General features: G+C 65.3%; 12 protein-coding genes. 9 read left to right on the top strand and 3 right to left on the bottom strand.

The genetic code is table 11. The features are described from left to right. Nucleotides 1–28 precede the first annotated feature (28 nt). A complete protein-coding gene (locus tag LB518_RS14370) occupies nt 29–721 on the bottom strand; it encodes a fumarylacetoacetate hydrolase family protein (protein ID WP_224578213.1) in 693 nt (230 codons plus the stop codon). A gap of 165 nt (nt 722–886) precedes the next feature. Here LB518_RS14370 and purU point away from each other — a divergent pair, with 165 nt between their 5' ends. Continuing rightward, nucleotides 887–1,747 (top strand): formyltetrahydrofolate deformylase, encoded by an 861-nt coding sequence (gene purU / locus LB518_RS14365; protein ID WP_224578212.1) that lies wholly within the window; start codon nt 887–889, stop codon nt 1,745–1,747. Further along, complete coding sequence (folD, locus tag LB518_RS14360; RefSeq protein ID WP_224578211.1) at nt 1,719–2,636, top strand: bifunctional methylenetetrahydrofolate dehydrogenase/methenyltetrahydrofolate cyclohydrolase FolD; 918 nt, start codon at nt 1,719–1,721, stop codon at nt 2,634–2,636. Before purU ends, folD begins: the two co-directional genes overlap by 29 nt. A gap of 49 nt (nt 2,637–2,685) precedes the next feature. Here folD and LB518_RS14355 read toward each other — a convergent pair whose 3' ends face one another. Next, entirely contained in the window at nt 2,686–3,459 is a 774-nt protein-coding gene (locus tag LB518_RS14355) for a hypothetical protein (RefSeq protein WP_224578210.1), read from the bottom strand. A 306-nt stretch (nt 3,460–3,765) separates the two neighbouring features. On the opposite strand from LB518_RS14355, the gene LB518_RS14350 reads away from it, so the two are divergent. Continuing rightward, nucleotides 3,766–4,212 (top strand): hypothetical protein, encoded by a 447-nt coding sequence (locus LB518_RS14350; protein ID WP_224578209.1) that lies wholly within the window; start codon nt 3,766–3,768, stop codon nt 4,210–4,212. On the opposite strand, the gene LB518_RS14345 is transcribed toward LB518_RS14350, so the two are convergent. Beyond that, entirely contained in the window at nt 4,187–4,396 is a 210-nt protein-coding gene (locus tag LB518_RS14345) for a hypothetical protein (RefSeq protein ID WP_224578208.1), read from the bottom strand. The two genes, LB518_RS14350 and LB518_RS14345, sit on opposite strands and share 26 nt — an antisense overlap. Nucleotides 4,397–4,624: 228 nt before the next feature. Between LB518_RS14345 and LB518_RS14340 the strand changes: the two genes are divergently transcribed. The 6 genes from LB518_RS14340 to LB518_RS14315 all read left to right on the top strand — a co-directional run. Beyond that, on the top strand, nt 4,625–5,041 hold the full coding sequence (locus LB518_RS14340) for an HIT domain-containing protein (RefSeq protein ID WP_224578207.1): 417 nt from the start codon (nt 4,625–4,627) through the stop codon (nt 5,039–5,041). Between the two features lie 147 nt (nt 5,042–5,188). Then, on the top strand, nt 5,189–6,172 hold the full coding sequence (bcsN, locus tag LB518_RS14335; RefSeq protein ID WP_224578206.1) for a cellulose biosynthesis protein BcsN: 984 nt from the start codon (nt 5,189–5,191) through the stop codon (nt 6,170–6,172). Between the two features lie 180 nt (nt 6,173–6,352). Next, nucleotides 6,353–8,545: a UDP-forming cellulose synthase catalytic subunit gene (gene bcsA, locus LB518_RS14330; protein ID WP_224578205.1), complete on the top strand. Its 2,193-nt coding sequence runs from the start codon at nt 6,353–6,355 to the stop codon at nt 8,543–8,545. Next, the gene (locus tag LB518_RS14325) at nt 8,542–11,184 is read left to right on the top strand and encodes a cellulose biosynthesis cyclic di-GMP-binding regulatory protein BcsB (protein ID WP_224578204.1); all 2,643 of its coding nucleotides are present in this window, start codon (nt 8,542–8,544) and stop codon (nt 11,182–11,184) included. Before bcsA ends, LB518_RS14325 begins: the two co-directional genes overlap by 4 nt. Further along, nucleotides 11,181–12,248, top strand: coding sequence for a family 8 glycosyl hydrolase (locus LB518_RS14320; RefSeq protein ID WP_224578203.1), 1,068 nt, complete (start codon nt 11,181–11,183; stop codon nt 12,246–12,248). Before LB518_RS14325 ends, LB518_RS14320 begins: the two co-directional genes overlap by 4 nt. Next, nucleotides 12,239–14,142, top strand: a 1,904-nt coding sequence (locus LB518_RS14315; RefSeq protein ID WP_224578202.1) for a tetratricopeptide repeat protein, incomplete at its 3' end; no start/stop codon positions are given. The genes LB518_RS14320 and LB518_RS14315, both read left to right, overlap by 10 nt.

The raw sequence follows: 14,142 nt of genomic DNA, 5'->3' as shown, positions 1-14,142 counted from the left end.
TGCCCCTTTGCCCCGCCGGGGCCTTGTATCAGACGATCTTGACCCGCAGCGCGCCGATAGTCTCGATTTCGGCCTCGACGACATTGCCGCGCTGCAGTTCACCGACTCCGGCCGGCGTGCCGGTGAAGATGAGATCCCCGGCTTCGAGCACAAACCAGCGCGAGAGATGGGCGATGACCTCGGGGACGTTCCAGATCATGTCGGCGATATCGCCGTCCTGGCGCAGCGCGCCGTCAACCTTGGCCGTGAGGCGTCCCGAGATCGGATGGCCGATCGCCGCCGCCGGCTGGATTGCACCGACGGGCGCCGACTCGGCGAAGGCCTTTGCGGTTTCCCAGGGTCGGCCGGCCTTTTTAAGATCCGCCTGCACGTCGCGGCGCGTCAGGTCGAGCCCGACGGCATAGCCATAGACATGGCCAAGCGCCGCGCCGATCGCGATGTCCTTGCCGCCGCGCCCGATCGCCACGACCAACTCGACTTCGTGATGGAGATCAGCGGTCAGCGGCGGATAGGCGATATCGCCGGGGCTGACGACGTCGCCGGCGTTTTTCTGAAAGAAGAACGGCGGTTCGCGATCGGGATCATGCCCCATCTCGCGGGCATGAGCCGCATAGTTGCGGCCGACGCAGAAGACGCGCCGAATGGGAAAGCGGGCGTCGAGACCGACGATCGGAAGCGAGACGATCGGCGGCGGGGCCACCACGAAACTGGGCTCGGGCATCGCTGATCCTGTCCATTCGGCTGTAGCTGGTGCGTGCGGCACTTTCGGCGAGCCGCCGCCGAGATGCAAGGCTGCGCCGCCCCGTCGCGGCGGTTCGAGGTTGCGGCCAAGCGGCGCGACCGCTAGGAAGTCGGCCCGTCCTGACACATCGAGGCTCGTTCATCCATGCCGGCCGCGCCAGCACGCTTCGTGCTCACTCTTTCCTGCGGCGATCGCCGCGGCATCGTCGCGGCCGTCGCCAACTCGATCGCCTCGCAGGACTGCAATATCGTCGAGAGCGCCCAATATGGCGATCCGGACAGCGGCAGGTTCTTCATGCGCGTCGCGTTCGCGGCGCCTGAAACCGTGACCAAGGCGAGCTTCATCAGCGGCTTCCTGCCGGTGGCGACGGGCTATGGCTTCGACTGGCAGTTGCATGATCTCTCGGTCAAGCCGCGCGTGATGATCCTCGTCTCGAAGCTCGGTCATTGCCTCAATGACCTGCTTTACCGCAACTCCATCGGCCAGTTGCCGATGGAGCTCGCGTCGGTGGTCTCCAATCACGAGACCATGCGCCGCCGCGTCGAAGGGGAGGGGTTGCCGTTCCATTTCGTTCCGGTCGATGGGCGGACGAAGGCCGAGCAGGAGGCCGAGGTTCTCGGTCTGATCGAGGGCGAGCGCATCGATCTCGTCGTGCTCGCGCGCTATATGCAGGTGCTCTCGGACGGCATGACGGACAAGCTCGCGGGCCGCGTCATCAACATCCACCATTCATTCCTGCCGAGCTTCAAGGGGGCCAAGCCCTATCACCGCGCGCATGAGCGCGGCGTGAAGCTGATCGGCGCCACGGCTCACTACGTGACGGCCGAACTCGACGAGGGGCCGATCATCGAGCAGGATGTCGGCCGCGTCGATCATGCCATGTCGGCCGAGGAAATGGTCGCCATCGGCCGCGACATAGAGAACACCGTGCTGGCGCGGGCAATCAAGTTCCACCTCGAACATCGGGTTCTTCTCAATGGATCGCGCACCGTCGTCTTCCGCTGACGCCGCCAGGGTGATCGACGGCAAGGCCGTCGCCGCCGAGGTGACGGATGTCATCAAGCAGGCGGTCGCCGCCTCCGGGTTGAAGCCGGGCCTTGCCGTGGTGCTCGTTGGCGAGGATCCGGCGAGCCAGGTCTATGTCGGCGCCAAGGGCCGCAAGGCGCAGGAACTGGGGTTTCATTCCGTGCAGCACACGCTGCCGGCGACGACGACGAAGCAGGAACTGCTGGATCTCATCGCGGCCCTCAATACCGATGATGCGATCGACGGCATTCTCGTGCAGATGCCGCTGCCGCCGCATCTTGATCCGGTACCGGTGATCGAGGCCATCGATCCCCTCAAGGATGTTGATGGCCTGCATCCGGTGAATGCCGGCCGCCTTGCGCTCGGCGACCGCGATCGCGCGCTTGTCTCCTGCACTCCGGCCGGCTGCCTCATTCTCATCAAGCGCATCGCCGGCAGCGATCTTTCGGGACGCGACGCGCTGGTGATCGGCCGCTCCAACCTGGTCGGCAAGCCGATCGCGCAATTGCTGCTGCAGGAGAACTGCACCGTCACGATTGCGCATTCGCGCAGCCGTGATCTGCCGGAACTGGCGCGCCGCGCCGATATCCTCATTGCAGCCGTGGGGCGTCCGGAAATCGTGCGTGGCGACTGGATCAAGCCCGGCGCGATCGTCATCGATGTCGGCGTCAATCGCATCCCGGCTCCCGAGCGGGGCGCTGGCAAAACGCGTCTCGTTGGCGATGTCGCCTTTGCCGAAGCGATCGGGCGGGCCTCGGCTATCACCCCGGTTCCGGGCGGCGTCGGCCCGATGACCATCGCCATGCTGATGGCCAATACACTGACTGCGGCGTGCCGGGCGGCTGGCATCGCAGTCCCGCGGTTCTGATGCCGCGAGGGGGCAGCCGGCACGGCCGCCCCCTGCGACGTGCTTTCTGCTAGATGCGCTTCAGCATCCGGCAGAGCGAGACCAGGCCGTCGTCATAACCGCCCGGCTGCATGAGGATGCTGCCGCAACGCTTCTTCAGCGCAACCTGCTGGGCTCTGTCGAGGTTCGAATAGTCGCGCACGAGCTGAGCCGGGACGCGGACGCTGCCGGAGCCGCCGCCGTTCGAGCCGCCACCGAGGCCGCCCCCGACGCCGTTGCCGCCCGATCCGCTGCCGGAGCCGCCATTACCCGAGCCGATGATGCCGCCGCCGCCGTTGGATCCATTCCCGCTGGAGCCGCCGCTGCCGGATCCTCCGCCCGTGCCGTTTCCACCGAGCCCGCCCAGACCGCCGATGCCAAGCGAGACATTGGCGGTCGTGGGGTTGCCAAGCGCCGTTGTGCCGACGCCCGTTGCAGCATGGACGCCGCTGCTGCCGACATTGGCCGTCACATTGGCATTGGTATTGCCGCCGAGCGCACCCGTGTTGGCGTTGACGGTTGCATTGGCGACATTGCCGCGCCCGCCCACGGTTGCGCCGACATTGGCATTCGTATTGGCAACCGTATTGGCATTGGCGTTTGCACTGGCGACATTGCCGCCGCCGACGGTTGCGTTGACGTTGGCGTTCGTATTGGCAACGGTGTTGGCAGTGACGTTAGCGTTGAGGCCGCCGTTCTGCCCTTGGCCGACACTGACATTCACACCCGCGACGCCGACATCGAGAGCGAAAGCCGAAACGGACGAGAGGCAGAGTATTGCTGCGATAGTAGCGATTCTGGTCATGATCTTCTCCCTTCGGTTCGGACTTCGATGTTGGAAGTCCGCGCCGGTCGCGGGAGCGGCCGGTAGAAATACAACCCAAGGCATCGGATTCGGTTTCCACCAAGGGTTGGTGAGGATGAAAAATATCTGAACGCATTCGCTAAGGTTCGCGGGTAGCGGTGCGGCCGGGCGGCCTGTCGTTCGACGGCAAAAGAAGACGATCATGCGCATGAGTGGATCCGGGCCGCCGCACCGACATGTCGGGCCAAATAACGCCATTGAGCGCCCGTGCAGCCCAAGCTAACGCAGGTCGAAAGGGAGCCGCCAATGACCTGGTTATTGCCACCACAGCTCGACAACCGCTTTCCGGGCCACCGCCTCGTCGTGGCGGTCTTTGCGCTCCTCACGGCGCTGACGGTCGGACGCAGCCTGTTTCATATCTTTGCGCCCGATGGCGGGGCGCAATCGGTGGCACATATCCCGCTCAGCACCTATCCGGCACCTGCAGCGGATGCGGTCATCTTTCTGTTCTCGCTCTGGGGTCTGTCGCAGCTGATGATGGGCGCGCTCTATGTGATCGCCCTTCTGCGCTACCGGTCGCTCATCCCGCTGCTGCTGGTCTTGATGTTCGTTGAATATGCCGGGCGGATCACGATCGGCCATCTCCGCGTGATCGAAACGACCGCGACCGCCCCGGGCTCGATCCTCGACTATGTCGTCATCCCGCTCTCGCTGGTGCTGCTCTATCTCAGCCGGCCTTCCGCCGGGCGGTGAGCCTGCGGAGAGGCTTATTCTTCGAAAACCACGGGCGCTCGATCAGACGGACGTTCTCGCGGGCGCGTTGCCGCTCGCGTGCGCCGGGAATGGCGATCGAAAGGACCGTCACGAGGATCGCCGTGCAGGGGAAGATCGAATAGGTTTCGGCGACTGCGAACTGGGAAAAGCTGAAGACGCCCAAGATCGTCCCCGTGCCGGTCATAAGCCCGCGCAACAGGGCGAGGCGCGGATGGCGCATGGAAGAAGAACAGCGCTGGATATTCGCCAACGACGAGCGTTATGCTTGACTTCGGCAGTAAGGGCGCATCATGGCCGACAGCCGGTAAAGATGTGTTTGCCAGCCAGCGCGGCGCCAACGCCGCGTCGGGCTGAGAGCGGGTCGGCGACGGCCCGAAGTCTGGAAGGCTGCATGACCCAATTCACGATCGACCCACGGATCCTCGGCGACAGCCTTGAGGTGGCTGATCTCGCGCTCTGCGCTGTTCGTCTGATGGACGATGCGCGCTATCCTTGGCTGCTGTTGCTGCCGCGCCGGGCGGGCCTCGAGCAGTTCACCGATCTCGATGAGCCCGAGACGGCCCAACTCGCTTCGGAGATCCGTGTCGCGGCGGCGGCGCTCCGCGCCGTGCTGCCGTTCGAACGCGTCAATGTCAGTGCGCTCGGCAACATTGTTCGACAGCTCCATATCCACGTCGTCGGTCGGCACGAGTCCGATTCGGCGTGGCCCGGTCCGGTGTGGGGACAGGGATTGCGCGCTCCGCGCGAAACGGCGCAAAATACTGTGATCATTGAGCAACTGCGTTTGCACCTCACCCGCGAAACATAGGCTGCGGGGAAGGGTTTGAGGCTGAATCCAGTGTGGCGTAACCCGCCGTTAACCATGCCGACCGGACTCTGCATCCAGCAGGGCGCGTGACGGTCTGAGGGAGGCGGGAGACCGTCCGTAGCCCTTCGACCTTTCCACGAGCGACACATGGGACCGACGATGCGGCGAACGGCAACAGCAGCCAGCTGGGCACAAGAGCAGGGTGGGGGCGCCGTCCGTGGCTTCCTCGCTGTCTGTCTCGGTGCTTCGGTGCTCGGCGCCTGTGCGGCGAAACCGCAGGACATCATCTCCTCGTCGATGGCGCTTCGGCAGCCGGCAGAGAAGGCGATGGTCGACATGCCGCCCGGCGGTCCGGCCGTGCTCGGCGTGGTCCAGCGGACTTATTCCAACGCCACGACACAGGAAATCACGCTCGAGAATCGCGCCCGCAATTCGGGTGAGAACAAGCTGACGATCACGATGTTCGGGCCCGTGGTTCAGGTGACCGCCCCGGAGAACAAGCTCAACAACGATCCGCTGGCCCTCTTGAATGTCAGCCGCGAGTTCGGCTGGTTCTTCCCAGGCGTCAAGATGCAGGTGTCCAATTACTACACGCAGAATCGCTACGGATCGTTCGGCTATGCGACAGGCCGCAGCACGACCGGCGATACATGCCTCTATGCTTGGCAGCGCATCCGCCAGCCCGACCTCGATTCGACGCTGATCAGCCGCCAAGGAACGATCATCATCCGCCTTCGCCTGTGCGAGCCGCGCGCGAGCGAGATCGAACTCCTGAACGTGATGACCGGATTTACGATCAACGCCTATTTCCTGTCGTCGCGGTGGAATCCCTATGGGTCCGTGCCGCCGCCGCCGGAGGATCTCGGCAAGCCGGGCGTCAGCGTCCTGCCTCCGGCCAGTGCCTATCTGGCGCCCGATGCTGTGGTGCCGCAGACGCCTGTGCGGCGAGCAATCGCCGTGAGCGAAACGCCGATACCGGTGGAGACCATTGCGCCCGACGCCGTCGTGGTGCCGTCACCTTCCGTTGCGCCTGTGACGACGTCGAGCATCGTTTCGCCGAACAGCACAGCCACCACCGATCCGACCGCCGCGGTGCCTCTCGATGGCTATCCGGTGGTGCCCTCGCCGTGACTGCGAGCGCAGCAAGCTGAACGATCCGCCGGTACTGATGACGGATTGTTCACCAAGAACTGAGAGAAGAAACCGAGCAAGGTTTCCGGAACGCAAATCCGATCGGGGCCGACCCGACGGGAAACCGGGAACATTGTGATTGTCGATCCCAGGCAAAATGAGCGGAGTTAGGAAAGCTTCATGACCCGCATGATTTACGCCCTTGTCTGGGCCCTGGCCGCGGTCGTGATGACGATCCTCATCACCTTGCCGATCAACCTGCAGGCGCATCTCGTCGGCGGCGCCCTGGTCGTGGGCGTGATGGTGCTGCTGAAGCTCTTCACGCGGCAGGGCGTATGGCGGCAGATCGCGCTCGCGCTCGGCACCTCCATCGTGCTGCGCTATGCCTATTGGCGGACGACGTCGACGCTGCCGCCCGTCAACCAGCCCGAGGATTTCATTCCCGGCCTGCTGGTGTACCTCGCCGAAATGTACAGCATCTTCATGCTGTTCCTCAGCCTATTCGTCGTCATGCGGCCGATGGCGCCGCGAACGCTCAAGGTTTCGTCGTCCGACCCGAACCTGCCGACCGTCGACGTGTTCGTGCCGACCTACAACGAGGAGCCGGCTCTGCTGGCGACGACGCTCGCCTCGGCCAAGGCGATGGACTATCCGGCCGACAAGCTGACCGTCTGGCTGCTCGACGATGGCGGCTCGGTGCAGAAGCGCAACTCGGACAATATCGAGGCGGCGCAGGAGGCCGAGGAGCGCTATGTGACGCTCCAGAAGCTCGCCGCCGATCTCGGCTGCCGCTACCTGACGCGCGAGCGCAACGAACACGCCAAGGCCGGCAACATGAACAACGGCCTCCAATATTCGAGCGGCGACCTCATCGCCGTCTTTGACGCCGACCATGCGCCGGCGCGCGACTTCCTGACTTACACGGTCGGCTATTTCCAGCAGACCGAGAAGCTCTTCCTCGTCCAGACCCCACACTTCTTCCTCAACCCCGATCCGATCGAGCGCAATCTGCGGACCTTCGAGACGATGCCGTCCGAGAATGAGATGTTCTACGGCATCATCCAGCGCGGGCTCGACAAGTGGGACGCTTCGTTCTTCTGCGGCTCGGCTGCGGTGCTGCGCCGCGAGGCGCTGGAGCAGACGGGCGGCTTCAGCGGTGTCTCGATCACCGAGGATGCGGAGACGGCGCTCGAGCTGCACGCCACCGGTTGGAGCAGTGTCTATGTCGACCGCCCGCTGATCGCCGGTCTGCAGCCGGCCACCTTCACCTCGTTCATCGGCCAGCGCAGCCGCTGGGCGCAGGGCATGATGCAGATCCTGCGGTTCCGCTTCCCGCCCGGCAAGCGCGGCCTTTCGATCCCGCAGCGGCTTTGCTACATGTCGTCGACGCTGTTCTGGCTGTTCCCGATCACGCGCTGGATCTTCCTGCTGGCGCCACTCTGCTATCTGTTCTTCGACCTTGAGATCTTCACGGCGTCGGGAGGCGAGTTCGTCGCCTACACCTCGTCCTACATGCTCGTGAATCTCATGATGCAGAACTACCTCTATGGCCGCTTCCGATGGCCATGGATTTCCGAGCTCTATGAGTTCGTGCAGGCCGTCTATCTGCTGCCGGCGCTGGTTTCGGTGATCCTCAATCCCAGCAAGCCGACCTTCAAGGTGACGGCCAAGAACGAGTCGCTCGACAAGGCCCGCATCTCGGAGTTGTCGCGGCCGTTCTACATCATCTTCTTCGTGCTTCTGTTGGGCGTCGTCATGACGGTGTGGCGCATCTATGCCGAGCCGTACAAGGCCGACGTGGCGCTGGTCGTGGGTGGCTGGAACATCCTCAATATCCTGATCGCCGGCTGCGCGCTCGGCGTCGTCTCGGAGCGGCAGGAAAACCGCCAGAGCCGGCGTATCGAGGTGCGACGCCGCTGCGATTTCATTGTCGGCGACCGCGTCGTGCCCGCGACCATCGAGGACGCTTCGGTCGGCGGCGCGCGCATCAATGTCTCGGGCCTCTCCCCGAAGGATGTCGAGCGCGGCATGACGGCGGCGATCCGTTTCAAGACGAGTGTCGACATTCCGACGCAGGACCTTCCGATCACGCTCAGGACCATCGCGCCGGGCGCCAAGGGCATCATGCTCGGCTGCCGCTATGAGCCTCACGTCGCCGATCACTACCGTCTGATCTCGGATCTGATCTTCTCGAGTTCCGACCAGTGGTCGAAATTCCAATGGTCGCGCCGCGTCAATATCGGGATACTCAGAGGGACGATCTGGTTTATAGGCCTCTCGATCTATCAGACCGGCCGCGGCCTCGGTTATCTCGTCCAGTCGTTCCGGCGTGACCGGCCGGCTACGACGCCCGCCGGGAAGCCCGCCGCATGATGGTCGCGCTTCGCCTCTCGATCGTGGCTTCGATCGCGCTCATGGCAGCGGCACTGGCCCCCGGCGCGGTCTTCGCGCAGGCCTCGCAACCGTTCGACATGAGCGGCGAGCGCAGCACGGCTCCCGCCGACGGGCCGCCCGACAATGGCGTTCCCATCGGCGTTCCCATCACCACGCAGCCAGCTGCGCCGTCCGGTGGCTATGTCGCGCCACTGCAGGTCCAGCCGTCGGGCGAGGTGACGCAGCCGATGCCGGCGATGCCTGGCGCGGCCGCGCCGCAAAGCAGCACGCCGAGCTATACCGTGCCGAACATGGTGCCGTCGCTGCGCACGCCCGTCGCGCCGGCGCAGCCGAGCGTTCCCAGTGTCTCGATCATCCCGCCGGCGCCCGTCGCAGCCGATACCCCGTCTGCTCCCGCCGCAGCTCCGGCCCGCCTGACGCGCTACATCGTCCCGGAAAGCACCATGCGCCTCGAGGGCGAGATCGATCAGAGGAGCTGGTCGATCTTCCTGACGGCAGATGAGGCGGCCCGCAGCGCCGAAATCGAGGTCGCCTACAAGAACGCGATTCTGGTGATGCCCGAAGCCTCGCGGCTTCGCGTGCTTCTTAACGGCGAAGTCGTGCTCGAGACACCGCTCGCCTCGTCGGAAAAGTTTAATCCGGTTACGGCCGCCATCCCGTCTGGATTGCTGCGCGCAGGCGCGAATGTATTGAATTTTCAGGCTTTCCAGCGTCATCGGACGGACTGCTCGATCCAGTCGACCTATGAGCTTTGGACCGACATCGATCCCTCGGGCACCAAACTCAATCTGGAGGCGGGCGGGTCGCCAGATATTCTTCAGTCGCTTGAGGATCTGCCGGCGGTCGGCTTTAACGCCAAGGGGATCACCGCGATTCACTTCGTCGTTCCAGGCGTCGCTCAGGGCGCCGCGAGCGACAACATGCTCAAGCTGGCTCAGGCGATCGGGGTGCTCGGTGGCTATGCCAATCCGGCCGTCACCGTGACTGGCACCCAGGAAGCGCCCGATTCGCGCGGGACGCTCACGGTGCTGCTCGGCACCGCCGATAATATCGTGCCGATGCTTTCGACGCCGATCACCAGCGCTGCGACCCAGCCGGTTGTCACCTTCGTCGACGATCCGCGGGTCGGCGCCTCGGTGCTGGTCGTCACGGGTGCGAATTGGGGCCAGGTCGGCGCTGCGGTCGATGCGATCGCGGCGCGGGCCGATCGGCCGCTCGGACAGTCTCGGCTGACGCTCAACACCGCGTCGTGGCTTTCGCCCGACGTCCACTATTTCACGGGCCGGGAGGCCGTGCCGCTCAACAAGCTGGGAATCGGCACGCAGCAATTCTCAGGGCGGCGGTTCCGCGCCCAGTTCGCGGTCGGCGTTCCGTCGGACTTCTACGCCGAGTCCTATGGCGAGGCGACGCTGCTGCTCGACGCGGCCTATACGTCGGCGGTGCTGCCGGCCAGCCATCTCGACATCTACGTCAATGGGCAGATCGCAGCGACGACGCGCATCGTCAATCGGAACGGCGGCATCTTCCGCCACCTTCCGGTTCAGATTCCGTTCCGCCATTTTCACCCGGGCGTGAACATCATCATGATCGAGGCCGCCCTCAACACCGAGGCGGATCTCGCCTGTGCGCCAGGCGGCTCGATCGCCGGCCCGGATCGGTTCGTGCTGTTCGATACCACCGAATTCTCGATGCCGAACTTCGCCCGCATCGCCCGTCGCCCCAACCTCTCCGCCTTTGCCGGCAGCGGATTCCCCTACAACATTGCGCCGGTCCCGTCCGCGCTCGTTCTCGGCCGAACGGATATCGACACCTTGTCGGCTGCCGGGACGCTCGTCAGCCGCCTCGCGATCCAGGCTGGCCGCATCGTGCCGTTGACGCTGTCGGCCGCAACCAATGTTGGAAATCAGCCGACCATCTTCGTCGGCGTCGCCTCGCAGTTCTCCGATGGGATGCTCGGTCGCCTCGGTATCGCCGAGACGGTTCGGGTCAGCTGGAAGGGGGATGTCCCACGTCCGCCGGCCGGGCCCGACATGCAGATGCCCGGCGCCAGCACGCCTGGCAGCGCCGCCATGCCGCCAGACCAGGAGAATACCGACGCGGTCTTTGATCGCTGGCGCACCCAGTTGGCTGGTGGCGGTGGCTGGCGGGGGCAAGTGTCCTCGTTTGAGGACTGGATGAAGCGCAATTTCGATATCTCCTTCTCCGCGCTGCGCATCGGTCCTGCACCACAGATCGCGTTCGAGCCGAAGGCACATTCGACGCTGCTGCTGGCTCAGGCGGCAAGCCCGAACGGCAACAGCACCTGGACCATGATGACGGCCCCGTCGGGGACGGAGCTTGCCAACGGCGCCGCCTCGGTTGCCGCCATTCGGACCTGGTCCCAGGTCGGCGGCCAGTACAGCGCGTTCAGCGCCGCGACGGGCCTCGTCGAGAACAGGGCCGTGTCGAACTTCCGGTTTGTCGTCACGCAGCCGCTTTCGCTCCAGAATCTCCGGCTGATCGCTGCCAACTGGTTCTCCAGCAATATCGTGTCCTATGCGGTCTGCCTGATCTTCCTGTGCCTGCTGCTGGGCATGATCACCTCCGGGCTGCTCTTCAGACTTGGAAGGCCGTCATGAGGCTCGCCGGATGGGTTGGTGCGATGTTTCTCGGCCTCTGCGCGCTGCAGCCGCAGGGGGGCGCGGCAGCGGAAATGCTGAAGATTCAAGCGACCATCAGCCCGGCCGTCTGGCAGGCCTATGCCAGCCGCTTTCTCGATCCGAGCGGGCGCATCATCGACGATGCCAATGGCTCGATCAGCCACAGCGAGGGGCAGGGATATGGGCTCATCCTGGCGCTCGCCGCCGATGACCGCGCGAGCTTCGAGCGGATCTGGTCGTTCACGCAGACCCAGATGCTCCTGCGCAGCGATGGGCTGTCGGTATGGAGCTGGCGGCCTTCGGAGCCGCATGTCCCGGACATCAACAATGCCAGCGATGGCGATCTCCTGATCGCCTATGCGCTCGCGATGGCCGGCCATGCCTGGCAGATGCCCCGCTACACGGCCGCCGCTACTGCGATCGCCGTCGCGCTCGGCAAGACCTCGATCGTCGCGGCGGGCGACGACACATTGCTGTTGCCGGGCGTCAACGGGTTCACGGCCGATGAGCGCAAAGACGGCCCCGTGATCAATCTTTCCTACTGGGTCTTCGAGGCGATGCCGGTCATGCAGCAGCTCGTGCCGGGTGGCGACTGGCAGAAGCTGGCGCGATCCGGGCTCAATCTGATCGCCGCATCGCGCTTCGGCCGCTCGCAACTGCCGACCGACTGGATCTCGCTGCATGGCCCGGCGCCGCAGCCCGCCGATGGGTTCGATCCGGACTTCGGCTATAATGCGATCCGCATTCCGCTCTATCTCGTCCGCGCCGGCATCACGGATCCCGCCTGGCTCGGGCCGTTCGCCGCCGTCTGGCGCGGCGGCCAGACGCGGGGTCTGCCGCTCATCAATGTCCAGACGGATCAGGTGGCCGCCACACTCGCCGAGCCTGGCTATCGAATGCTGCCCGCGCTGCTCGACTGTGTTGCGAATGGTACGCCGATCCCGCCCGATCTGAAGATGTTCTCGCCAACCCATTATTATCCCGCGACGCTCTATCTGCTGGCCGTTTCCTATCTGGCCGAAAGGAAACCCCAATGCCTGTGAGGGGTGTTTTCCTGGTCATCGGTTCGATCGCGATCGTCGGCATTCTCGGCGCGGTCTTCGTGCGTCAGGCCGCATCGCCGACGGATGATCTGACGAGCCTGACGCGGGCGAGGGCGTCTTCGGGAACTCCGTCGACGCCCGACATTTTTATGCCTCCGACCACCACGCCCTCGGTGCCTTCCGGGCGCGGCGCCATCAGCGGCACCGCTCTCGTTCAGGCCCAGCCGGTCGAGGCCGTTCCGCCTGTGATGATGCCGGGGGGTGCCGCGGTGCTGCCGGGCGCTGCCGCTGCGAAAGAGCCCGCAGCCTCGACTATGCCAGGATCCGTCCCGGTGGTGCCTTCCGCGACCGTCCCCACCAACGCGGCGCCGGTCGCCGGTGGATCGCAGTCCGCGGCTCCCATGCAAGCGCCGGCTGCGGCTGGTCCGGCAGTCGACGAGACGGCGCTCCGGTATTTCGCGCAGCAGGGCGACGTGCGGCGTCTCAATGCAGAGATCGCTCGGCTGCGCGCGCTCTACCCGAACTGGTATCCGCCATCCGACATGAGCGCGCCCGTTCCGGTCACCGATGCGCCGCTCGACAATATGTGGAAGCTCTACAGCCAAGGGCAATACGCCGCCGCGCGCGCGGCCATTGCCGATCGGCTGGCGAGCGATCCGAACTGGAAAGTGCCGGCCGATCTTCTGGCGCGGCTCGATGTCGGCGAACAGCGCGAGCGGCTCATCAACGCATCGAACGCCAAGCAGTGGGACACGGTGGTTCAGATCGCTGCGGCGACGCCGAGCCTTCTGACCTGCGCGGATGTGGATGTGCTGTGGCGCCTCGCTGAGGCCTTCGCCCGCAGCGACCGGGCCGGACGCGCGCGTGACGTCGACGTCTATGTCCTTACGAACTGCCAGGATCCCAAGGAGCGGCTCGCCACCGTGCAGAAGGCGATGGCCTATCTCGGCGATGCCGAACTCGGCGATCTGCTGGCGCTCGAGCGAACCGGCGCCAATGGCCAGGGCGAGTTTGCGGCCGTGCGCGGCGACATTGCGCGACGCCGTGTCGGCGCTGCGGCCAAGGATGCCGCAAAGACCGCCCCGGCCGAGGACATTGCACTGCTCGAACAGCTTGCTCGCGCGGGCACCAAGGCGGACGACGCGGTCCTGCTCGGCTCGTACCTCTTCACGCACAATGATGCGGACGGCGCGGTGACCTGGTTCCAGCTCGCCAAGACGCGCGCCGATACGCCTGAGATCGCCCGCGGTCTCGCCTATGCCCTCAACGCGCTCGATCGCCCCGCCGAAGCGGAGGCCGCCGCCTATCGCTGGCGCGATGCCGGTGCGGAGAACAAGGAGGTCTATCTGGTCGTCGCCACGGCTCTGCTGGCGATCGATCCTCCGGCCAAGATCGAGCCAGAGGTCATGGCGCGCATGGCGAAGGCCATCAGCGAGGCCAAATATCCGCAGGGCGCGCAGAATCTCGGCTGGTATGCCTATAACACCGGCCAGACGGTGGCCGCGGCGCGCTGGTTCTCGGCGGCGCTGACCTGGAAGCCCGACACCGAGCCGGCGGCATTCGGCCTCGCGCTCGCGGCGCAGAAGCTCGGCAACAAGGTTGCGTTCGCCCAGGTCCTCCGTGTCTGGGGACCGCGTTCGCAGCGTATTGCCGACCTCGCTGATCCGACGAAGAAGGCTGGCATTCGCCCTGTCGACACATTCGTGCTGCCGCCCAGCATCGCCAATCCGGGCGCCGTGCAGCCGGGCCGTTCCGGAGCGGTCGCGCCGACGACCCGTGTTGCGAGCGACTATGCCGTACCGACGCCGGAAGGGGCTTTTCTCGGGCCGGACGCTGCCGCGCCAGCCGTGGAGGCTGCTCCGGTGCGGACGACGCGCGTCTCAAGCTCTGGCGG

The sequence above is a fragment of the Mesorhizobium sp. BR1-1-16 genome (genome assembly GCF_020165495.1).
In the GTDB taxonomy this organism is placed as follows: Bacteria; Pseudomonadota; Alphaproteobacteria; order Rhizobiales; family Kaistiaceae; genus Kaistia.
Note: the sequence above shows the minus strand (reverse complement) of the source record. Positions and strands in the feature narration are given on the sequence as shown.

Bases quoted from the DNA above. Each gene is read 5' to 3' on its own strand.
- LB518_RS14350 (WP_224578209.1), top strand. From the start codon at position 3,766: ATGACCTGGTTATTGCCACCACAGCTCGACAACCGCTTTCCGGGCCAC.
- bcsN (WP_224578206.1), top strand. From the start codon at position 5,189: ATGGGACCGACGATGCGGCGAACGGCAACAGCAGCCAGCTGGGCACAA.
- LB518_RS14370 (WP_224578213.1), bottom strand. From the start codon at position 721: ATGCCCGAGCCCAGTTTCGTGGTGGCCCCGCCGCCGATCGTCTCGCTT.
- purU (WP_224578212.1), top strand. From the start codon at position 887: ATGCCGGCCGCGCCAGCACGCTTCGTGCTCACTCTTTCCTGCGGCGAT.
- bcsA (WP_224578205.1), top strand. From the start codon at position 6,353: ATGACCCGCATGATTTACGCCCTTGTCTGGGCCCTGGCCGCGGTCGTG.
- folD (WP_224578211.1), top strand. From the start codon at position 1,719: ATGGATCGCGCACCGTCGTCTTCCGCTGACGCCGCCAGGGTGATCGAC.
- LB518_RS14355 (WP_224578210.1), bottom strand. From the start codon at position 3,459: ATGACCAGAATCGCTACTATCGCAGCAATACTCTGCCTCTCGTCCGTT.
- LB518_RS14320 (WP_224578203.1), top strand. From the start codon at position 11,181: ATGAGGCTCGCCGGATGGGTTGGTGCGATGTTTCTCGGCCTCTGCGCG.
- LB518_RS14325 (WP_224578204.1), top strand. From the start codon at position 8,542: ATGATGGTCGCGCTTCGCCTCTCGATCGTGGCTTCGATCGCGCTCATG.
- LB518_RS14340 (WP_224578207.1), top strand. From the start codon at position 4,625: ATGACCCAATTCACGATCGACCCACGGATCCTCGGCGACAGCCTTGAG.